Consider the following 21,037-nt stretch of genomic DNA (forward strand, 5'->3'; position numbering starts at 1 on the left):
AGGGCATGGAACACTACACGCCGATATATGTGAATACTTCAGACAGATCCATACTTGTGATCGGCGGCGGGCGTGTCGCTGAGCGTAAGGTGAAGGGATTGCTACAGACGGAAGCCCGAATTACGGTGGTTAGCCCTCTGCTTACGCCTGCTCTCGAACAATTGCATCAGGAATTCCGAATCGATTGGATAGCCCGGTCCTACCGCAATGGAGATTTGCGGGGGGCCTTTCTCGTATATGCAGCAACGGATGATCAGAATGTGAATCATGCTATAGTTCAAGAGGCTGAAGCGGAGGCAATACTGGTGAATGATGCGATGTCTTCTGGCAATAGCAGCTTTATTACGCCGAGTGTGGTCAGACGAGGGCGATTAAGTATTGCCATCTCGACTGCCGGTGCAGGACCTGCGGCGGCGGCCGAGATTCGTGCTTTGCTTGAACAGCAGTTCGGAGATGAATACGAGACGTATCTTGATTTTTTACACCAGATGAGAATGGAGATCAAGTCCCGTGGACTTCCTCAAGCTGCCAGAAGAACATTGCTGCGGCGTCTGACGGAAATGGATATGCTGGATACGATACGTGCGGGGAAGTTTGAATGGTGGACCGAAGAAGAAATCGGGAACTGGATATCCCGTAATCAGGAGGAAATGTAGATATGCGTACAATTAAAGTGGGCAGCAGGCAAAGTGCTCTGGCGTTAACCCAGACCGGGTATGTGATTCAAGATTTACGTGATATTTGTAAGCGGGAAGGTTTAGCTTTTGACTTTGAGGTACATAAGATCGTGACAAAGGGAGACCTCATTCTGGATGTCACCTTGTCCAAAGTGGGCGGCAAAGGATTGTTTGTCAAAGAGATTGAACAGGCGATGATGGATCGTACCATCGATATGGCTGTGCACAGTATGAAGGACATGCCCTCCGAGCTTCCCGAAGGGTTGGTTAATGGTGCAGTTCCCCGGCGGGCAGATCCTCGGGATGCACTCGTATCTCGCGGCGACCTTACGCTGGACCAGTTGCCAGAGGGAGCAAGGGTTGGGACGAGCAGTCTGCGAAGATCAAGTCAGTTAAAGGCGTATCGCCCAGACCTGCAGCTGGAATCTATCCGTGGCAATATCGACTCACGCCTGCGGAAGCTTGAAACCGAGGGACTGGACGCCATCATTTTGGCAGCAGCAGGCCTGTATCGGATGGGCTGGGAGGATCGGATTACGGAATATTTGACTGAGGAAGCCTGCCTTCCGGCTGTGGGCCAAGGGGCTCTTGGCATCGAGTGCCGTGAGGATGATGAGGAGTTACTACATCTGTTGTCCCTCTATAACGATCCGGCAACAGCTTCGCCAGTCATGGCAGAGCGCCGTTTCCTGAGCGTGTTAAACGGAGGTTGTCAGGTACCGATTGGTGCACATGCGGTGTGGGTGCCGGAAGAAGCAGATTCCCTGAACAATGAAAACAAGTTACAATTAACAGGTATGGTCGGTACGCCGGATGGTGGACTGATTTTGAAGGAGACATTGAGCGGTAAAGATCCGGTTCGCCTGGGAGAAGAAGTAGCTTGGAGATTAATTGATCGCGGAGCTGAACAGATACTGGCAGAAGTTAGGGGATGAAGGCATGGCGGGGAAGGTCTTTTTGGTAGGTGCGGGTCCTGGAGACGCAAGACTGATTACGGTAAAAGGGTGGGAGAGCATTGGCAAGGCAGATGCCGTTGTTTATGATCGGCTCGCAAGTCCACGATTGCTGAAACTAATGAAACCCGGTGCAGTTAAAATTTATGTGGGGAAACGACCGGATCGACATACGATGAAACAGGAAGAGATTAACCAGCTCCTTGTGGATCTGGCTCTTGAAGGCAAAGTGGTTGTGCGTTTGAAAGGTGGAGATCCGACCATATTTGGACGGGTAGGGGAAGAAGCGGAATTGTTGCACAAAAACGGCATTCCGTTTGAGATTGTACCTGGTGTAACAGCAGCAATCAGCGTGCCTGCGTATGCGGGTATTCCGGTGACACACCGGGATTATGCCTCCTCCATCTCCATCATTACCGGACATGAAAGTCCGGACAAGCTGGATCGCAGCATTCAGTGGGATAAAGTAACGAACGCAACGGGCACACTGGTGTTTATGATGGGTGTTGCCAAGATTGGTTATATTAGCGAGCAGCTCATTCGTCATGGTCGTCCGGCTACCACACCCGTGGCGCTTGTACGTTGGGGGACTCGGGCGGAACAGGACACTATTACGGGAACGCTGGAGGATATCGAAGCCAAAGTCATTGCGGCGAATTTTCAGCCACCAGCTGTGATCGTCGTTGGAGATGTGGTCAGACAGCGGGAGCAATTGAAATGGGCAGAGGTGCTGCCGCTGTTTGGCAAACGAATTCTGGTTACCCGTGCCCGCAGTCAGGCGAGTGAACTGGTGAACCGCATCGAAGAACTCGGTGGTGAACCATATGAGTTCCCGGTCATTGAGACGGTTATGCCGTCCAGCGAATCCTCCAAACAAAGTGTCAAAGATGCACTGCATGCGTTAAATACATTTGATTGGGTCTTTTTCACAAGTGTCAATGGCGTAGAGTTTTTCTTCCGTCATCTGGAAAACGAAGGCAAGGACATTCGTTCACTTCATCAGGCAAGAATTGCAGCAGTTGGACCCTCGACGGCAGAAGCACTGCGCAAGCACGGTATCGCGCCTGAAGTTGTCAAAGGGCCTTTTCAAGCGGAGGGCATGCTTGAAGCGTTCGAAAGTGAACTGGAGGTCAATCAAAAGGTGTTGATTCCACACGGGGATCTTGCACGGTCTTGGTTGCCGGAGCAGTTGAGAGAGCGAGGACTGCACGTTACGGAGGCCATCATCTATGACACGATTCTCGCAGGTGAGGATGACGATGAATTGCTCAAACTGCTTGAAGAGGGCGGTATCCATGCGGTGACCTTTACCAGTTCATCGACCGTGAAGAACTTCATGAAGATGTTGAAGCGTATGGGGCTGGAAGACCCGTTACCCTTGCTCAAGGGAGTGCAGGTTGCGTGTATTGGGCCGGTTACAGCCGAAACCGCAAAGGCTGCCGGACTTGAGGTTACTTTGATGGCAAAGGAAGCCACGATGAACAGCTTGATCGATGTTTTATGTGAGTGGAAACGTGCTGCCGGGAGCGTTGTTGGTAGCAATTAGGCTGGACATATGAAGCGTGCTGAATTCGAGATGAACCAGCGCGCTTCCCTTTTTAGATATTGAAATTTCAGGGAGGTATATTGTACATGGGTTTTCCAATCGTACGTCATCGCCGTTTACGTCAATCGGCAGGTATTCGCAACATGGTGAGAGAGACACACTTGACTGTGGATGATTTCATTCAACCGATCTATGTCACATATGGCAACAATGTAAAGTCTGAGATCAAATCGATGCCAGGTGTGTTCCGCTTCTCGCTGGATCGCCTACAGGAAGAAGTCAAAGAAATTGCTGAGTTGGGCATTCCGGCAGTGCTATTGTTCGGTATTCCGGAAACGAAAGACAGTGTAGGTTCGTCTGGTTTTGCAGAGGATGGTATTGTGCAGGAAGCGACGAGATTGATCAAATCCTGGTATCCCGAGCTGTTGGTAATTGCAGACACATGTCTATGTGAATTTACCGATCATGGCCACTGTGGCATGGTGCACACCACGGAGATTGATGGACACATCTGTGGTGATGTTCTGAATGACGAGTCCTTGGATTTACTTGTGAAAACAGCGGTATCGCAAGCTAAAGCAGGCGCAGATATTATTGCACCATCGAATATGATGGATGGTTTTGTACAAGCGATTCGAGCAGGATTGGATGAGAATGGATTCAACCATATTCCGATTATGTCGTATTCTGTTAAATACGCTTCGGCATTCTATGGCCCCTTCCGTGAAGCGGCGGATTCTACACCACAATTTGGGGACCGAAAATCGTATCAGATGGACCCGGCGAATGCTCGGGAAGCATTGCGCGAAGCTGAAACTGACGTGCTGGAGGGAGCGGACATGTTGATGGTCAAACCCTCTCTGTCCTATCTGGATATTATGCGTACCATTAAGGATCAGTTTGATCTTCCGCTCGTTGCTTACAATGTAAGCGGAGAATATGCGATGGTGAAGGCGGCTGCAATTCAGGGATGGATTGATGAGAAAAAGGTGGCCATGGAAATCTTGCTTAGCATGAAGCGTGCAGGGGCAGATATGATTATTACCTATTACGCCAAAGATGCATCCCGCTGGCTGGCTGAAAAGTAAATTTATATTAAGGAGGATGTTTATGACTGTACAACAAGGCAATCGCCGCAATGATGAGCGCTCACGCAGCGCATTTGAGGAAGCCAAGCAGTACATACCAGGTGGAGTGAACAGTCCGGTCCGGGCATTCAAATCCGTGGGACTCACGCCGATCTATGCCGAGCGCGGGGAAGGCTCCAGAATCTACGATATTGATGGCAATGTGTTTATTGATTATGTAGGGTCATGGGGACCACTGATTATGGGACATGCTCATCCTGAGGTTGTGGAGGCACTTCGGGAGACAGCTCTTAAAGGTACAAGCTTTGGTGCACCAACTCTGCTTGAGACAGAGATGGCAAAGCTTGTGTGTGAGCGTGTACCTTCCATCGATATCGTGCGTATGGTCAATTCCGGTACGGAAGCCACGATGAGTGCAATTCGATTGGCTCGCGGGGCAACTGGACGCAGTAAAATTCTGAAATTTGAGGGCTCTTATCATGGACATGCAGACAGCTTGCTTATCAAAGCTGGATCGGGAGTAGCTACGCTGGGATTGCCGGATAGCCCGGGAGTGCCTGAAGGGGTGGCTGTGAACACCATCACGGTTCCTTACAATGATTTGCAGTCCGTGCGGCTGGCCTTTGAAAAATTCGGAGAAGAGATCGCGGCTGTGATCGTGGAGCCGGTTGCTGGCAATATGGGTGTAGTACCTCCGGCTACCGGTTTTCTGGAGGGGCTGCGCAGTGTGACCACGGAGTACGGAAGCCTGTTGATCTTTGACGAGGTTATGACCGGTTTTCGTGTAGGACTTAACTGTGCACAAGGCCGATTCGGCGTTACACCGGATTTGACATGTCTGGGTAAAGTCATCGGCGGTGGGCTTCCGGTAGGTGCTTACGGTGGTCGCCGGGATCTGATGGAACAGATTGCGCCGACAGGGCCAATCTATCAGGCGGGTACACTAAGTGGTAATCCGCTGGCTATGGCGGCCGGTTACACGACACTGAAACTTTTGACACCGGAAGTATATGATCGTCTGGAGATGTTGTCTGCACGTTTGCAGGCGGGATTCGAGAAAAATGCAGCAGAAGCAGGCGTTGCAGTAACAATTAACCGTGTCGGTTCAATGGTATGCCCGTTCTTCAGTGCTGTTCCAGTAACGAACTATGATATTGCAAAGGAAAGCAATCTGGATCAGTTCCGCCGTTATTTTGCTTCCATGATCGAACAAGGAGTTAGTGTGGCGCCTTCCCAATATGAAGGAATGTTTGTGTCTGGTGTGCATACGGAGCAGGATATTGAGGATACCATCGAGGCGAACCGCAAGGCTTTGCAATCGTTATGAGTATAAAAAGCTGGAAACGCCGAGCACAATGGCTTGAGCTGATGCCGGGCAAGGCAGTAACTGGAAAAGAGGACAGACAGGCTGCCGCTGAACAGTGGCTCCTGTCCGAGCTTCAATTTCCGGAGAAGCTGCTTCGCCAGCTCAAGGCAGCTCATGGTATACAGCTAGCAGGGGACCGGCTTCGGCTGGCTCTTTTTGCTGTGCAGCCACTGGATGTGGAGCCACGCTGGGCTGATCTGGATGTGTTGTACGAAGATGATTTCTGTCTGGTTGTGCACAAACCGGCGGGAATGAAGCTTCATCCCGATGGAAGCCGTGAAGATCAGCCCATTACGCTGGATCATGCGGTGGCTTCGTATTATGAGATGAATGGAATCGAAACCAGGGTGCGTCATGTTCATCGTCTGGATGAAGATACAACTGGCCCTGTTTTATATGCCAAAAATGCATTTGCGCTTGCCAAATTGGACGAAGCAATGCGGTGCAAAGCGATTGATCGCCAGTATGTTGCCATTGCAGACGGCCAAGTTTCCAGCAATCTGCGCAAGATTGATGCCCCGATTGGCAAGGACAGGCACCATAAGCAGCGCAGACGTGTCTCTGAAGGAGGGCAAGACGCGGTTACTCATGTTGACATCGTACATGTATGGGACAGGGCAACACTTGTACGTTTGAAGCTGGAGACCGGACGTACACATCAGATTCGTGTGCACCTCAGTTATGCCGGTCATCCACTTGTAGGTGACAATCTTTATGGAGGGCGTGCAGACATCATTGGCAGGCAGGCATTGCATGGCGAAGTGCTGAGCTTTAACCACCCTTTAACTGGAGCCTTAATTGAAGTGCAGGACCCTTGGCCAGTCGATTTCGAACAATTGGCAGTAAGGGAGAGTAACCGCGTAGAAAGACAGACCTGAGTTAGCGGGTCTGTCTTTTTGTTTTAGGCTCCCCCTCGGCTCTCCATAAATGTAGTAACTATATAAGTTGAACTATTCCTTTATACGTTAACGGAGAGGAGTTCAACTTATATAGAACGGGCTTTTTCACAAAAGGTGGCATGCCCATCCCATTTAAGGCATATAGATGGGTAACGAAGGATTGAACCATGGATCAGTCCCATGAGAAGGATCATGGTGAACATATGCCGAAAGGAGGACGCCACCTTTGTTGAATCAACCTTATGGTTTGCGGTTCGATATTTACGAGCGCGTTCATTTGTCTGAGGGAGTGCCGGCCATAGAGGAACTGGAGGAAATCGAACTATATCCGCGCATTCAGGTGATTGGACAGGACGACCATGCTACCTTGAGGGGGCATCTGCTGCTTACTGGAACGTACCGGGGAGAAAGCGAAGATTCGGAGGAGTTAAAACATTTTATTCCTGTCGAAATTACCGTGCCATTGAACAGGGTGAGATCCATTGATGATATTTCGATTGAAATTGAAAATTTCGATGTAGATCTGTTATCCAGCCGGAGTCTGAATATCACAGGTGTATTGTCCCTGCGAGGTATTGAAGGTTTCCCGGTAGAAGAACCGCAGGTATGGTCAGCAGATGAGTTCACGGTTGTTCATTCGTCTGAAGCTCAGGCAGACAACAGGGAGAGTGAGTTGCATCAGACCGAGCCGTTTGAATTGTCAGAACAAGCCAGGCTGCGCAATGAAGAGGAAGAGCTGGCGAATGCAGCCGAGCTTGCCGCGTACGGTTCTCCGGAATCAGCGGATTTATCTCCAAGGGGTGGGCAAGAATCAGGGGTTGAAGAGCTCTCTCAAGCCTACTGGAATCAGGCAGCCGAGCCGTTAGTATCTGATGTTACCTCAACGGATGAAGCACCTTCACCAATTTCGTCATTCATGGCTGAGACGGCTGACAGATTGGCTTCCTATTCTGAATCCGAGCCACTGCTTCCAATAGAGGATGAAGCCTCGGCATGGTCTGAACCTTCAGTAAATAGCATATCCGAGAGTCCGGGATCATGGAGTACAGAGACTTCGGTGGAGGATCGTTCTGAAGCAGAATGGAAGCCACTTGAGGAGACTACGCCTGAGGTGTGGCACTTTGAAGAATCGCGGTCAGGTGGCCCGCAAGGAGAACAGCTGATGTCAAATGCTTCCACCCAGACGCAGACTGAGAATTGGCAAGAGGTATTTGCAACATCTGAAGCAGCTCAGTCAGAAGAGGAGCGTTCTTCGCTGGAAACTGCGGAGGAAAGTATCTTTCTTCCCAGTGAGGGAGCTATTCCTGAAGCGTTAGCCGAGGCGGAAGACAAGCCGGAGCTTAAGGTTGCTTTTGGCAGTAAGAAAGAATCATCAAGAAGAGAAGAAGAGGGCGTGGGCATTTCTTCTCTCTTATCATCCGGCCGTGCCGTCCGTGAAGGTGAGGGCGAACGCAGCGAGGACATTCCCGCTGGAATTGTTCCGGAAGAGGATAGCCATTCAGAAGATGTGGAGTGGAAAAATCTGTTTTTGGGTACGATTGTAGATCAGACGCCTTTCCGCAAAGTCAAACTGTGCATTGTACAACGTGAAGAAACACTTGATTCTATTGCAGACAGGTACCAGCTGAGCACCAGAGAGCTTCAGTTATATAATCGATTGACCGAACAGGTTGTTGAAGAAGGACAGATTCTATATATTCCTTAGTTAAACTAACTAAGGTAATCATAGTTTAAGTTACCCGTAATCCTTTGCCAGGATTACGGGTTTTACTTGATTTTTAACATTCCAGTTGTCCAATAGCCTGGTTCCGCTGTTGCCAGGTTGACTATCACGCACGAGCAAGGTATGATGTGTTTAGGTTTTTTTGAATAATGACGTGGATCGGGAGTAGTAGACAGTATGACCTTTCAGAGAGTGGAATTGATACGCTGTGAGATTCCGCAGGAACCAACTGATCGAAGTCGCCCGGGAGTTGCCTGTTTGAGCACTGGAGGTGGATGTTGTACATTCATTAACTTCAGAGGTAGGATGGGCCGGTCGCAGCCGTTATCTGCTTGAAGTGTCACGCTAGGTCTGGAGGATATTTGGTTATCCTGCTGTCAGCGTGAAACAAAGGTGGTACCGCGAAAGCTAACCTTTCGTCCTTTGATGGATGAAAGGTTTTTTGGTTTTTTTAGCGATGATGATGAAGTAACGGAGGAATGACACATGTCTGAACAAAAAAAAGCAACAACAGAAATGCCGACCACATACGATCCGAAGGCTGCAGAGGACAAATGGTACTCCACCTGGACGGAGCGCGGATATTTCCAAGCAGGTATGCGCAAGGATGCTGAGCCGTACACTATTGTAATTCCGCCGCCAAACGTAACAGGGATGCTTCATATCGGGCATGCGCTGGACTTCACACTGCAGGATATCCTTATTCGTACGAAACGGATGCAGGGATACGATGCCCTGTGGTTGCCAGGCTCTGACCATGCAGGGATTGCGACCCAAACGAAGGTAGAACAGAAGCTACGTGAAGAGGGGTTGACGCGGTACGATCTGGGACGTGAGAAGTTTCTGGAGAAAGTATGGGACTGGAAAGATCAGTATGCGACTACCATTCGTCAGCAATGGGGTAAAATGGGGCTATCGCTCGATTATTCGCGTGAACGTTTTACACTGGATGAAGGTCTGTCCAAAGCGGTGCGTAAAGTGTTTGTACAACTGTATGAAAAAGGCCTCATTTACAGAGGTAAACGCATTATCAACTGGGATCCGGTAAACCGTACGGCGCTCTCAGACATTGAGGTTGAATATAAAGAAGTTCAGGGACATCTCTATCATCTGCGTTATCCGCTCTCAGACGGTAGTGGTCACATTACCGTGGCAACGACACGTCCGGAAACCATGCTGGGTGATACCGCTGTTGCCGTTCATCCTAAGGATGAGCGTTATGCTGACATGATCGGCAAAACCCTTGTACTGCCAATCATTGGACGCGAAATTCCGGTCATTGCAGATGATTACGTAGACAAAGAGTTCGGCAGTGGCGCGGTGAAGATTACTCCAGCACATGATCCGAATGACTTTGAAGTAGGTCTTCGTCATGATCTTCCACAGATTACAGTGATGGATGAGACTGGAACGATGAATGCTGACGCCGGCAAATATCAGGGACTGGATCGCAGTGATTGCCGCAAACAAATTGTGGCTGACCTGAAAGAACTGGGTGTTTTAATTAACATTGAAGACCACATGCATCAGGTTGGACATAGTGAACGTACGGGGGCTGTAGTTGAGCCTTATCTGTCCACCCAATGGTTTGTTGAGATGAAACCTCTCGCAGAGAGAGCGATTCAGAAACAAAAAAGTGGAGACGGTGTAAGCTTTGTGCCCGAACGATTTGAAAAAACGTATTTGAACTGGATCGAAAATGTTCGTGACTGGTGTATTTCACGTCAGCTTTGGTGGGGACATCGTATTCCTGCCTGGTATGATGAAGAGACAGGTGAGATCATTGTCACTGCTGAAGACCCGACTACGATGCCTGAATATGCAGGACGCAAACTGAGACAGGATGAAGATGTTCTGGATACTTGGTTCAGCTCTGCGCTCTGGCCTTTCTCCACACTGGGATGGCCGGAAGAAACGGAAGATTTGCAGCGTTACTATCCAACGAATGTGCTTGTAACTGGATATGACATCATTTATTTCTGGGTGTCCCGCATGATCTTTACGGCTCTAGAATTCACCGATGAAATTCCGTTCAAGGATGTGTTGATGCACGGTCTTGTACGTGACGCAGATGGACGTAAAATGTCCAAGTCTCTTGGTAACGGTGTAGACCCGCTGGATGTTATTGAGAAGTATGGTGCAGATGCAATGCGTTACATGATCTCCACCAGCAGTACGCCGGGACAGGATTTGCGTTTCCGCTGGGAGCGGGTGGAACAGGCCCGTAACTTTGCCAACAAAATCTGGAACGCTTCCCGCTTTGCATTGATGAATCTGGAAGGGTTCACGTACGAGGAACGTGACATCAGCGGTGAGCTCGGAACAGCGGATTATTGGATTTTGCACCGCCTGAACGAAACTTCCCGTGATATTACGCGTCTAATCGATGCGTATGAGTTTGGGGAAACAGGCCGCGTATTGTACAACTTCATCTGGGATGATCTGTGTGACTGGTATATCGAATTCGCCAAGCTGTCATTCTACGGAGAAGATCCGGTTGCGAAGAAGAAAACACAATCAGTGCTGGCTTACGTGCTGGATCAGACTATGCGCCTGATTCATCCGTTTATGCCTTATATCTCTGAAGAGATCTGGCAACATCTGCCTCATGATGGGGAGACGATCACACTCGCTTCCTGGCCGGTATACGATCCTGCGCTGGAGAATCCGGAAGCTGTTGCCGAGATGAACTTGCTGATGGATACCATTCGTGCCGTTCGGAACATTCGTGCTGAAGTGAATGTGCCGATGAGCAAAAAAATCGAATTAATGGTCAAAGCGAATAGTGATGAAACGTCCAGCATTATTGAGCGCAACAGTCATTACATCAAACGCTTCTGTAACACTTCCGAATTCGAGAGTGGATTGAATCTGAATTCACCAGACAAAGCGATGACAGCGATCATCACGGGAGCAGAGTTATATTTGCCGCTGGCAGGTCTGATTGATATTGAGCAGGAAGTGGCTCGTCTGGAGAAAGAACTTCAGAACCTCGAAGGCGAAGTGCTCCGCGTGGAGAAAAAACTGACGAATCAAGGTTTCGTTGCAAAAGCTCCGGCTAAAGTCATCGAGGAAGAACGTGCCAAACAAGCGGATTATTCCGATAAACGGGATAAAGTCATTGCACGGATCAAAGAGCTGAAAGCTTAATATGGAAAAGGGTCGGATGGAATGCTCGCAGGCCATCCGGCTGCTTTTTTCAATCTTCAATCAAACAGAGAACCGAAGGTGAATCAGATGACGGAATTAAACGGTACAGATACTGCAACTCCTTTACAAACATATGGCGAGGCCGTGGACTGGATCAATGGCCTTATTCCTTTTGGTATCAGGCCTGGGCTGGAACGAATCGAGAGCCTGATGTCACAACTTGGCAATCCGCACCAACGGCTCAAATTCATTCATGTCGCGGGAACGAACGGTAAAGGTTCGACTTGCGCTTTTTTGACGTCTGTGCTGCTTCAAGCGGGGTATGATGTCGGAACGTATACATCACCTTATATCACCAAGTTTACAAATCGTTTTCAATATAACGGTGAAGACATCCCGGAAGAAACATTGTTAAAACTGTCGAATCGCTTGCGTCCATTCGTGTTGGAGATGGCGTCTACACCGCTGGGTTCACCAACGATGTTTGAAGTATCCACGGCTCTGGCACTGCTTTATTATGCGGAAGAGTGTTACCCGGATATTGTAGTATGGGAGACAGGGCTGGGGGGAAGGATGGACGTAACGAATATTGTTACTCCCGTTGTGTCTGTCATCACCAATATTGGTATGGATCATACGGATGTGCTTGGAGATACGATTGAGCAGATTGCATGGGAAAAAGCAGGTATCATTAAGCCGGGGGTACCTGTTGTGACCTGTGCGTTACAGCCTGAAGCCGTAAAGGTTATTCAGGAGCGAGCGAAGCAGCTAAGATCAACGATGTATTTGGCTGGAAATCAATTTTCCTACCGCAGACTGGATAGCAATAAGGAGGGGCAAAGTCTCCATTTTTCTGGCCCATTCCGTGATTTGGACATTCACATTCGTATGCAAGGTGTATATCAATGTGATAATGCTGCTGCTGCATTAATGTCTCTTGAATTACTAAGACAATATATGGCATTTATGCTGGATGAAGACGATATTAAACTTGGTTTTGAGCATGCCTTCTGGGCGGGAAGATTTGAGAAAGTTAGCGACAATCCTTTGATTGTACTCGATGGAGCTCATAATCCTGAAGGGGCAGAGTCGCTTGCCAAGAGCATTATCGACGGTTATCCCCAAAAAAAGTTAATTTTGATGATGGGTATGCTGGCGAATAAGCATCACGAAGCGTATTTGCAGCATATACTGCCACTAGTGGATACGCTGATCCTGACCGAGCCAGATTTCCGCCGTAGAATGGCTGCAACCGAATTGTTGCAGATTGTCGATCGGGTACGCCCCGCCATTGCGAAGCAGGAACTGGATATCATCGTCGAGCCTGATTGGGCAAAGGCACTTGATCTATTGAAGTCACGGACGGAAGCGGAGGATCTGGGGGTGGTTTCCGGCACGCTTTATCTGATTGCGGACGTGCGGGCAGCCCTTTTGCATCAAACCGATTCTGAAAAAGGTTGGTGAAAGTTTTGTTAAATACATCGGAACACGTTCATTTTATAGGGATTGGCGGTTATGGCATGAGTGCCATCGCCCGGGTTATGCTGGAGATGGGATACACCGTTACCGGATCGGATGTCGCTTCACAGGAATTGACGGAGAAGTTGGCAGCCAAAGGGGCGAAAATATATATTGGACATACCGCAGAGCATGTGAACGGAGCGGATCTGGTGGTCTACTCTACAGCAGCTCCTGCGGATAATGTGGAACGTGTGGCTGCAGAGCAGCTAAACATACCTATTCTTCATCGCGCGCAGATGTTAGCACGTTTGTTAAACGAACGCAAAGGCGTAGCCGTTGCAGGGGCGCACGGCAAAACGACGACTTCTTCGATGATTGCACTGGTCATGGAGCAATGTGACACAGATCCGACCTATATTATTGGCGGAGAGATCATGAATTTGGGTACAAACGCGAAAGCGGGTCAAGGCGAGTGGGTTGTCGCGGAAGCGGACGAGAGCGACGGCTCCTTTTTGCAATACCATCCTTGGCTCGGCATCGTAACGAACATTGAAGCTGACCATCTGGAAAATTACAATAGTGATTTCGAGGAACTCAAGAAAGCCTATGTACAATTCCTCAGTCAGATTCGTCCAGAAGGTACAGCCATCGTATGTGCTGATGACGAAAATGTGCAGGCTATCCTGCCGCACCTTAAGTCTCGCATTACAACTTATGGCATTGATCAGGCTGCTGATTACACAGCTACCGATATCGTACTTGGGGATCGCCGCATTTCCTTCACGATGAACCATCAGGGTGCTGCCATGGGGACCGTTGAATTGTCGGTACCAGGCAAGCACAATGTGTATAATGCGATGGCCACAGTTATTACATGTCTTGAGGCGGGCATTCCGTTTGAGAAAATTACAGCGGCCATCGTGCAGTTTCATGGGGCCAAGCGAAGATTTCAAGTGCTCGGTGAAGCGCATGACATGTTGATTATTGACGACTATGCTCACCATCCTACGGAAATAGAAGCTACGATCAGTGCGGCAAAAGCGACAGGGAAACGGATTATTGCCGTATTCCAGCCGCAGCGTTATACACGTACATTTTTCCTGCTGGATGCGTTCAGTCGGGCTTTTGCCGAGGCGGATGAGGTACTGATTACCGATATCTACTCTCCGGCTGGTGAAAAGCAGATTGAAGGTGTGCACTCGGCTAGACTGGTTGAACTGATCGTACAGAACAGTAATGCAACAGCAAGATACCTGCCTACCAAAGAGGAAGTTGTGGCTGATCTGCAGCCGCGGCTTCAGCCAGGAGATCTTGTGCTTACGATGGGTGCGGGGGATATTTGGAAAGTAGGCGACATACTCGCCAAAGGCTTGAAATAAAAGGGATATAAGTTAAAAGGTGAATACTTCAAACGTCTGTCTTCTTCGTGAAGCCAGGCGTTTTTGGTATGTGCATTGATAACGGGGTACATGCAGGGACTGATTCTTTTTACCGATTCATGGAATATTGTCTTTATTTACAGCATATAGCTGATATAAATGGGACAAAGGAGAGGGTACGGGTGAGCAATGCCAGAATGACGTTTCGCTTCGGAGATCACGAGTCGGACAAGCTGGGTAACCAGGAGATGCCGGCATCCAATCCACTGGTCACAATGAACGAAGACTTGCCTGATACATTACAGCCGCTACCGAAGCCTGGGCTAGACCAAAACAACGCGACAGTACCATCATGGATAGCTGAGGACATGCCTGTGGACTGGGGAGGAACGATTCTGGCAGACGCTTCCCGATCTGAATCCGAACGTTCGAAACACACGGACTCGCTAAAGTACCAGAGTTCTGATCCCGATGTGGGTTCTGATCCTCGTTCAACCTATACAGACTACACATCAGATTTAAATACGAAGCATGATCCGTATGACATTGAAAGAAGTCACGACCTGGATCAGGGTCATAACTGGATGGTGGATTCAGAGAACTATTCATATAAACGAAATCGACCTCCCAAGGGATGGAAGATGATTGGATCTGTTTCAGGTGCACTGGTAACTGGAGCGCTGTTCGGGATGGTTGTCTTGTCTTTTTTTAACAAGGATGGTACGGCAAAACCGGATGAAATGCTTCCTGTAAATCAGACCGTTTCTGCTGTGACAGGTCAGGAGGGGGCTGCCGGAACAGCAGGGCAACTTGAAACTACCTCTGCGGGTGGAACATATTATGCCCTTCAATACGGGGTATTCAGTTCCCCGGAACGAGCGGAGCAAGCGAAGCTTGAACTCACCCAAGCAGGCATCGCTGCGGGTTCAGATCCTGAAGATGGAAATCGCATCTATGCAGGTATCTCTGCTGATCGTGAGGAGGCCAAACTCCTTAGTACCAGACTAAAGTCCCAGGGAGTCGAACTGTATGTGAAAGAGATCGTCAACCCGGAAGTGAATCCTGCAATTTTTGGTAACAAACAGGAGGACGCCGCTCTTTTCTTCAACAGTAGTTCGGCTCTTGTTGATCAGTTATCAACCCTGTCGATCCAGCAGCTGGGTCAGTCGGTTCAGGCAGCTATTGCACCGGATATGATGGCAGCACTACAAACTCAGCATCAAACATGGATGACCGGCATGAAAAGCCTCGCATCTGGAATGGCAGCTGATGTGCAACCTGTTGTATCCAACATGGAGAAATCCATGAACAGCGCCATAACAGCAGTTTCCGAGTATAACAAAAATCCGGATGTCGTTCATATGTGGGCGGTTCAGTCCGATTTGATGGAGTATGTGCTACAACAGAAGAAGTGGCTTGAGTCTATAAAACAGTAAGCATATCTTTCCCATAACAACGCCTTAAAATCTCTGTCCGGCAAGGAACTGGAAATAGTTCCCCCTGCCGGATTTGTGTTTGTATTGACGTACAAAACCCCGTATAATAATGTGGGTGTCAAAAAATGGCGAGGGAAGATTAACCGATGAAAAAAAACTTCGGCGTGTTATTATTGTTTCTGCTGCTCGGCTGGATGGCTGGAGCGTGGATCGCCAAGGCACTGCAGCCTGTAAAGGCCGTAGCCTTTCTAACCAAAGTCACGACGATTCGCTGGTCGCCTCAGGCTGATCTGGATATTTTCAGTTATGACCTTTCATTTCAATTTCAAATGAGCCTCTTAAGTCTGATTGGTATTATTGCGGCTTTATGGCTGTATCGCAGACTGTAGGAGAATGACGAATGTTGACCAAAAAAATAAACTAGTGACATCTATTATTGTGATTCGAGCAGGTGTTGCCATAGTATAAGGAGCCGTTAATGTTGAATAACACAGAGCAGCGCCCGATTATTCTGGCCTCCACATCGCCACGGCGCAAGGAACTGATCGCGTCACTCCATTTAGCGTTTGAAGTTATACCAAGTTATGCAGACGAGAGTACACCATCGGAATGGACACCGGAACAGACGGTGCAGGAACTTGCTCTGCGCAAGGCGCTTGCTGTGTTTCGTGGACTCGAGGGTCGCGGGCGGGACGCTATTATCGTTGGAAGTGACACCGTAGTTGTGCTGGATAACGAAATTCTGGGTAAACCTGTTGATGAGGCGGATGCTGAACAGATGTTGTCACGGCTGCAAGGACGGGAGCATCGTGTGTTCACCGGCGTTGCTTGTATTGATGCAGTAAGTGGACATTCGGTGGTGCATTATCGTCAGACCGATGTGACGATGAAGGCGTTGTCTGAAGCCACCATCCGCGCTTATGTGAATACAGGAGAACCTTCGGACAAAGCAGGATCTTACGCTATCCAAGGTATTGGCGCTTCACTGATCGATCGCATTGAAGGATGTTATTTTAATGTGGTAGGTTTGCCTCTATCCTTACTCAGTGACATGCTGGAGGGATTTGGGGTGTACGTGTTGCCACAGACTTAATTAAAATGGATGCTGTGAAAAGAGGGAACATATGGAGTCGCCTCAACACATGATGCGCGACATCCCCCAGGAAGAACGCCCGAGAGAACGCATGATGGAATATGGGGCGGGCGCCTTGAGTCATACCGAATTGCTTGCTATATTACTTCGTACAGGAACAAGACAGGAATCAGCAGTGCATATGGCACAGCGGATACTAAGCGAAGCAGGTGGAATCCGCTCGTTGATGGATCTAAGCCTTGAAGAGCTGACGGCTATGAAGGGCATCGGACAGGCCAAGGCGGTTCAGCTTAAAGCGGGCATTGAACTGGGCCATCGGATCGCCAAGAGCAGGCTTGCTCCTTCGACAACGATCCGTACACCGCGTGATGCTGCGGATATTCTGATGGAACAACTGCGGTATTTGCAGAAAGAACATTTTGTGTGTCTTTTTTTGAATAGCAAAAATCATATCATAGCTCAGGAAACACTCTCCATGGGCAGCCTGAATGCTTCGATTGTACATCCGCGTGAAGTATTTCGTGCTGCGATCAAATGCAGCAGTGCCTCAATTGTGTGTGCACATAACCATCCTAGCGGTGATCCAACGCCCAGCCCGGAAGATATTCAGATAACCAAAAGATTGATTGAAGCTGGCGCGATCGTGGGTATTGACGTTCTGGATCATCTCGTTATTGGTGATGGAACATACGTAAGTTTGAAGGAGAAGGGCTTGGTATAATATAATGGTTGGCGTTGATGTTTTCCTATGAATGATAACGGACGTGTCCGTCAAAGATAGGTTCACTTTACTTTTCAGATTCAAAATACAAAATGCAAATATTAGCTCCACGGATCGTGGAAATGAAAATTACGCTCATGCAACGAAATAGGAGCGGCAATATGAGGCAGAAAAGGAGAATACGTCATGTTTGGTGGTTTTACGAAAGATTTGGGTATTGATTTGGGGACAGCGAATACGCTGGTTTATGTTCGAGGTAAAGGAATTGTGGTGCGCGAACCTTCGGTCGTTGCACTGCGTACAGATACGAAAAGCATTGAAGCGGTGGGTGAGTCTGCCAAAAAAATGATCGGGCGTACACCTGGCAACATTCGTGCCATTCGTCCAATGAAAGACGGCGTAATCGCTGACTTTGATACAACAGCAACAATGCTCAAATATTTCATTCGTCAGGCGCAGAAGCAACGCTCGATGTTCCAGCGTCATCCTAACGTGATGGTATGTGTACCATCTGGAATCACAGCAGTAGAGCAGCGTGCAGTTGAAGATGCGACGAAGCAGGCGGGAGCACGTGAGGCGTACACGATTGAAGAACCATTTGCAGCTGCCATTGGTGCGGATCTGCCCGTATGGGAACCTACAGGTAGTATGGTCGTTGATATTGGCGGCGGTACAACTGAAGTGGCTGTCATTTCTCTTGGCGGTATCGTAACTAGCCGTTCGGTGCGTGTAGCAGGTGACGAGATGGATGAATCCGTGATTCAGTACATCAAACGCCAATACAATCTGATGATCGGTGAACGTACGTCCGAGCAATTGAAGATGGATATCGGTTCAGCTATGCCACTGGAGCAAGTGGAAACGATGGAGATTCGTGGACGTGACCTCGTGACAGGATTGCCGAAGACGATCACCATTACTTCTGATGAGATCAGCGAAGCTCTGGCAGATACCGTGAATGCTATTGTTGAAGCGGTGAAAGTAACGTTGGAGAAGTGCCCTCCTGAGCTTGCAGCGGATATTATGGATCGTGGAATTGTTCTGACAGGCGGCGGAGCATTGCTTCGTAATCTGGATAAGCTGCTTGCTGGTGAGACAGGAATGCCTGTCATTGTTGCCGAGAACCCGCTGGATTGTGTAGCGATCGGGACAGGTAAAGCACTGGAAAATATCCATATGTTCAAAAGCAGAAGCAGTTCAGCAGTTCGTTCCAAGCGTTAATGGGGTGCTGGTTGTCTAATCCCCGATTAGATGACAGCACGTCAATCTAGAATGCCCGGATATCCCGGGAGAGCTATAACCCGCTTAACAGGGGAGATCGACTGATATTCTCGCAGGGACTTCAGGCCTGATATCTCCCCGCCGGGCTGGGCTCGGAAGAGAATAATGGATGTTAGAGGGTGTTGGAACTGTTTAAACTGCTTGGCAACAAAAGACTTTTTGTTTTGCTGGTGGGCCTTGTTACATTTATCGCGCTGATGGGCTTTACGCTTAGTCCGCGAGCCAATTTATCCTGGCCGGAGAAATTCCTGAAGGATTCAGTTGGATTTGTACAATACGTATTTTACAAGCCCGCTTCTTATGTAGCGGGCTTTTTCAAAGATGTGGCGAACATGCGTACGGTGTACGAGGAAAATGAAGAGCTACGCATCGCCATGGGGCATTACACGCGTGACCGGTTGAAGTACAATGATCTGGAGCAGACAAATTTGCAGCTTCAGAAGGAACTCAACTTCACGGAAGAACAGAAGAATCGATACAACTACGGCTCTCGGATTGCACAAGTTATCAGTGCCAATTCAGATCCGAATAGCAGAACGATTAATATTGATATTGGGGAAAACGCAGGCCTCAAACCAGGTATGGCCGTTACTTCACAGGAAGGGCTGGTTGGGGTAATCAGTCACGTCAGCTCGTATACATCCACGGTGAATCTGCTAACTTCAATGAATGCCAATGATCCAACATCCAATGCGATTGCAGCTACGGCTGTAGGCAAAGAGAAGGTGTTTGGCATGATTGAGAGTTATGATCCGAAAAGTGGCACGCTGAAGATGACCAAGATCGCAGAGGATTCCAATATTGCCAAAGACGACGAAATCATCTCTTCTGGCATCATCAACAATTTTCCAAAATACATGCGTATTGGTAAAGTAAAGAGTGTTGAGAAAAGTGAATATGGTTTGACCAAGACAGCTACCATTGAGCCGTATGCCAACTTCCTTGATTGGAAAGAGCTGATCGTGATCATTCCACCTGAGGTTAAACAATAATGGTTACGCGCAAACAGGTTCTGTTTCTGTTACTGTTCGTTCTGTTCATTGCCGAGGATACTATCCTGCCACTATTGATTCCTTCGGCTTGGCAGATGCGTATTTCAGCCAATCTGGTGTATATCGTTATTCTGTTTTTCGCTGTCTATCATCACAGGCACACGGCTCTGGTGCTGGGTATCTTATTTGGACTCTTGCATGATGTGGTCTTCTATGGGGAGATGATCGGCCCTTATGGATTCTCAATGGGGTTATCTGCTTATATGATGGGATTGATATTCCAAGCACCTCGTGCACCGTTGCCGATCATGGTTTCGGTTGTCCTGCTTGGGAGTTTGCTGAATGATACGATGTTATTTTTCTTATACAGACTCTTCCAACTCAATCATGTGACCTTTGACTGGGCACTGATTGAATACATGATCCCTAATCTGTTTGTTCACTTTGTGTTTGCCCTGATCATTTATGTGCCGCTGCGCAAACAGCTGGAGAAGATCGGTATACCTAAAAGTAAGGTAGACGAAGCTTCCTGATGACATTTATGGAGCAAGAAGCAGGAACTTGGGAACCGGGGCACGAAATGTTATGAGATGGGAGGGACAGGCTTATGACGGTAAAATCGAATCACGTAACGATTAAAGGCATCCGAGACGGCTTGGTTTTCCTGTTGGACGATCAATGTGAATTCGAGGAATTGCTCTATGAGCTCCGCTATAAGCTGGAACACAGCCATCAAAACATTTTGACCGGACCGATTGTTCATGTGGATATCAAGCTGGGAGCGCGGGAAGTTACAGAAGGCCAGAAAGAAGAGATTTTGGATATTTTGAAGCAAAAAGGGAATCTGCTGATTCGTTCCATTGACTCACCTGCACTTGTACAGGAGGTCAAAGGCCCACCTCCGATTGAGACGATGTGCGGCATGGTACGGTCAGGTCAGGTGCTTCATCATGAGGGGAATCTCCTTTTTCTTGGAGATATCAATCCAGGCGGCACGGTGACGTGTACTGGGGATATATATATATTGGGTTCACTCAGAGGTATGGCTCATGCGGGAATCAGCGGGGACGAAGAGGCTATCATTGCAGCATCGGTGTTTGCACCGACACAATTGCGTATTGCAGATGTGATCAGCCGTCCTCCGGATGAATGGGAGAGCCGTGAAACCGCAATGGAATTTGCTTATTTGCAGGACAATCAGATGCAGATCGACAAGATGAGCAATATCGTTCGGTTGCGCCGAGATTTTAATGTGTTTAAAGGAGTGTAGCT

At 48.6% G+C, this 21,037-nt stretch carries 18 protein-coding genes and 1 other annotated feature; all 18 genes read left to right on the forward strand.

The window, feature by feature from the left end; translation table 11 throughout:
• The first annotated feature begins 5 nt into the window (after positions 1-5).
• The 18 genes from ACR8BL_RS23060 (at position 6) to minC (ending at position 21,035) form a co-directional block, all read left to right on the forward strand.
• Positions 6-656: a precorrin-2 dehydrogenase/sirohydrochlorin ferrochelatase family protein gene (locus ACR8BL_RS23060; protein ID WP_434749711.1), complete on the forward strand. Its 651-nt coding sequence runs from the start codon at positions 6-8 to the stop codon at positions 654-656.
• 2 nt (positions 657-658) lie between these two features.
• Positions 659-1,612, forward strand: coding sequence for a hydroxymethylbilane synthase (gene hemC, locus ACR8BL_RS23065; protein ID WP_434758273.1), 954 nt, complete (start codon positions 659-661; stop codon positions 1,610-1,612).
• A gap of 4 nt (positions 1,613-1,616) precedes the next feature.
• The gene (cobA, locus tag ACR8BL_RS23070) at positions 1,617-3,176 is read left to right on the forward strand and encodes a uroporphyrinogen-III C-methyltransferase (protein WP_434749712.1); all 1,560 of its coding nucleotides are present in this window, start codon (positions 1,617-1,619) and stop codon (positions 3,174-3,176) included.
• Between the two features lie 86 nt (positions 3,177-3,262).
• On the forward strand, positions 3,263-4,264 hold the full coding sequence (gene hemB, locus ACR8BL_RS23075; protein ID WP_434749713.1) for a porphobilinogen synthase: 1,002 nt from the start codon (positions 3,263-3,265) through the stop codon (positions 4,262-4,264).
• 22 nt (positions 4,265-4,286) lie between these two features.
• Positions 4,287-5,591 (forward strand): glutamate-1-semialdehyde 2,1-aminomutase, encoded by a 1,305-nt coding sequence (hemL, locus tag ACR8BL_RS23080; RefSeq protein WP_434749714.1) that lies wholly within the window; start codon positions 4,287-4,289, stop codon positions 5,589-5,591.
• Positions 5,588-6,508, forward strand: a complete 921-nt coding sequence (locus ACR8BL_RS23085; RefSeq protein WP_434749715.1) for an RluA family pseudouridine synthase — start codon at positions 5,588-5,590, stop codon at positions 6,506-6,508. Before hemL ends, ACR8BL_RS23085 begins: the two co-directional genes overlap by 4 nt.
• Before the next feature lie 247 nt (positions 6,509-6,755).
• On the forward strand, positions 6,756-8,234 hold the full coding sequence (locus tag ACR8BL_RS23090; protein WP_434749716.1) for a LysM peptidoglycan-binding domain-containing protein: 1,479 nt from the start codon (positions 6,756-6,758) through the stop codon (positions 8,232-8,234).
• Positions 8,235-8,398: 164 nt separating this feature from the next.
• Positions 8,399-8,679 (forward strand) — a binding site (T-box leader).
• Positions 8,680-8,738: 59 nt separating this feature from the next.
• Entirely contained in the window at positions 8,739-11,402 is a 2,664-nt protein-coding gene (locus tag ACR8BL_RS23095) for a valine--tRNA ligase (RefSeq protein WP_434749717.1), read from the forward strand.
• Between the two features lie 87 nt (positions 11,403-11,489).
• A complete protein-coding gene (locus tag ACR8BL_RS23100; RefSeq protein ID WP_434753216.1) occupies positions 11,490-12,866 on the forward strand; it encodes a bifunctional folylpolyglutamate synthase/dihydrofolate synthase in 1,377 nt (458 codons plus the stop codon).
• Between the two features lie 56 nt (positions 12,867-12,922).
• Entirely contained in the window at positions 12,923-14,242 is a 1,320-nt protein-coding gene (murC, locus tag ACR8BL_RS23105; protein WP_434753217.1) for a UDP-N-acetylmuramate--L-alanine ligase, read from the forward strand.
• A 182-nt stretch (positions 14,243-14,424) separates the two neighbouring features.
• Positions 14,425-15,678, forward strand: coding sequence for an SPOR domain-containing protein (locus ACR8BL_RS23110; protein ID WP_434749718.1), 1,254 nt, complete (start codon positions 14,425-14,427; stop codon positions 15,676-15,678).
• A 146-nt stretch (positions 15,679-15,824) separates the two neighbouring features.
• Positions 15,825-16,067 (forward strand): DUF4321 domain-containing protein, encoded by a 243-nt coding sequence (locus ACR8BL_RS23115; protein ID WP_434749719.1) that lies wholly within the window; start codon positions 15,825-15,827, stop codon positions 16,065-16,067.
• An 89-nt stretch (positions 16,068-16,156) separates the two neighbouring features.
• A complete protein-coding gene (locus tag ACR8BL_RS23120) occupies positions 16,157-16,771 on the forward strand; it encodes a Maf family protein (protein ID WP_434749720.1) in 615 nt (204 codons plus the stop codon).
• A 31-nt stretch (positions 16,772-16,802) separates the two neighbouring features.
• Positions 16,803-17,492, forward strand: a complete 690-nt coding sequence (gene radC / locus ACR8BL_RS23125) for a RadC family protein (protein WP_434749721.1) — start codon at positions 16,803-16,805, stop codon at positions 17,490-17,492.
• 186 nt (positions 17,493-17,678) lie between these two features.
• On the forward strand, positions 17,679-18,713 hold the full coding sequence (locus ACR8BL_RS23130; protein WP_434749722.1) for a rod shape-determining protein: 1,035 nt from the start codon (positions 17,679-17,681) through the stop codon (positions 18,711-18,713).
• Positions 18,714-18,892: 179 nt separating this feature from the next.
• A complete protein-coding gene (mreC, locus tag ACR8BL_RS23135) occupies positions 18,893-19,765 on the forward strand; it encodes a rod shape-determining protein MreC (protein WP_434749723.1) in 873 nt (290 codons plus the stop codon).
• Positions 19,765-20,298 (forward strand): rod shape-determining protein MreD, encoded by a 534-nt coding sequence (locus ACR8BL_RS23140; protein ID WP_434749724.1) that lies wholly within the window; start codon positions 19,765-19,767, stop codon positions 20,296-20,298. Before mreC ends, ACR8BL_RS23140 begins: the two co-directional genes overlap by 1 nt.
• A gap of 74 nt (positions 20,299-20,372) precedes the next feature.
• The gene (gene minC / locus ACR8BL_RS23145) at positions 20,373-21,035 is read left to right on the forward strand and encodes a septum site-determining protein MinC (RefSeq protein WP_434749725.1); all 663 of its coding nucleotides are present in this window, start codon (positions 20,373-20,375) and stop codon (positions 21,033-21,035) included.
• The last annotated feature ends 2 nt before the right edge of the window (positions 21,036-21,037 follow it).

Origin of the sequence: Paenibacillus amylolyticus (genome assembly GCF_051136285.1) — a bacterium.
Taxonomy (GTDB): Bacteria; Bacillota; Bacilli; order Paenibacillales; family Paenibacillaceae; genus Paenibacillus; species Paenibacillus amylolyticus_F.

Excerpts from the sequence above, each read along its gene's own strand:
- hemL (WP_434749714.1), top strand. The coding sequence starts at position 4,287 with ATGACTGTACAACAAGGCAATCGCCGCAATGATGAGCGCTCACGCAGC.
- cobA (WP_434749712.1), top strand. The coding sequence starts at position 1,617 with ATGGCGGGGAAGGTCTTTTTGGTAGGTGCGGGTCCTGGAGACGCAAGA.
- hemB (WP_434749713.1), top strand. The coding sequence starts at position 3,263 with ATGGGTTTTCCAATCGTACGTCATCGCCGTTTACGTCAATCGGCAGGT.
- ACR8BL_RS23115 (WP_434749719.1), top strand. The coding sequence starts at position 15,825 with ATGAAAAAAAACTTCGGCGTGTTATTATTGTTTCTGCTGCTCGGCTGG.
- ACR8BL_RS23100 (WP_434753216.1), top strand. The coding sequence starts at position 11,490 with ATGACGGAATTAAACGGTACAGATACTGCAACTCCTTTACAAACATAT.
- ACR8BL_RS23140 (WP_434749724.1), top strand. The coding sequence starts at position 19,765 with ATGGTTACGCGCAAACAGGTTCTGTTTCTGTTACTGTTCGTTCTGTTC.
- radC (WP_434749721.1), top strand. The coding sequence starts at position 16,803 with ATGGAGTCGCCTCAACACATGATGCGCGACATCCCCCAGGAAGAACGC.
- hemC (WP_434758273.1), top strand. The coding sequence starts at position 659 with ATGCGTACAATTAAAGTGGGCAGCAGGCAAAGTGCTCTGGCGTTAACC.
- ACR8BL_RS23130 (WP_434749722.1), top strand. The coding sequence starts at position 17,679 with ATGTTTGGTGGTTTTACGAAAGATTTGGGTATTGATTTGGGGACAGCG.
- ACR8BL_RS23060 (WP_434749711.1), top strand. The coding sequence starts at position 6 with ATGGAACACTACACGCCGATATATGTGAATACTTCAGACAGATCCATA.
- ACR8BL_RS23085 (WP_434749715.1), top strand. The coding sequence starts at position 5,588 with ATGAGTATAAAAAGCTGGAAACGCCGAGCACAATGGCTTGAGCTGATG.
- murC (WP_434753217.1), top strand. The coding sequence starts at position 12,923 with ATGAGTGCCATCGCCCGGGTTATGCTGGAGATGGGATACACCGTTACC.
- minC (WP_434749725.1), top strand. The coding sequence starts at position 20,373 with ATGACGGTAAAATCGAATCACGTAACGATTAAAGGCATCCGAGACGGC.
- ACR8BL_RS23120 (WP_434749720.1), top strand. The coding sequence starts at position 16,157 with ATGTTGAATAACACAGAGCAGCGCCCGATTATTCTGGCCTCCACATCG.
- ACR8BL_RS23095 (WP_434749717.1), top strand. The coding sequence starts at position 8,739 with ATGTCTGAACAAAAAAAAGCAACAACAGAAATGCCGACCACATACGAT.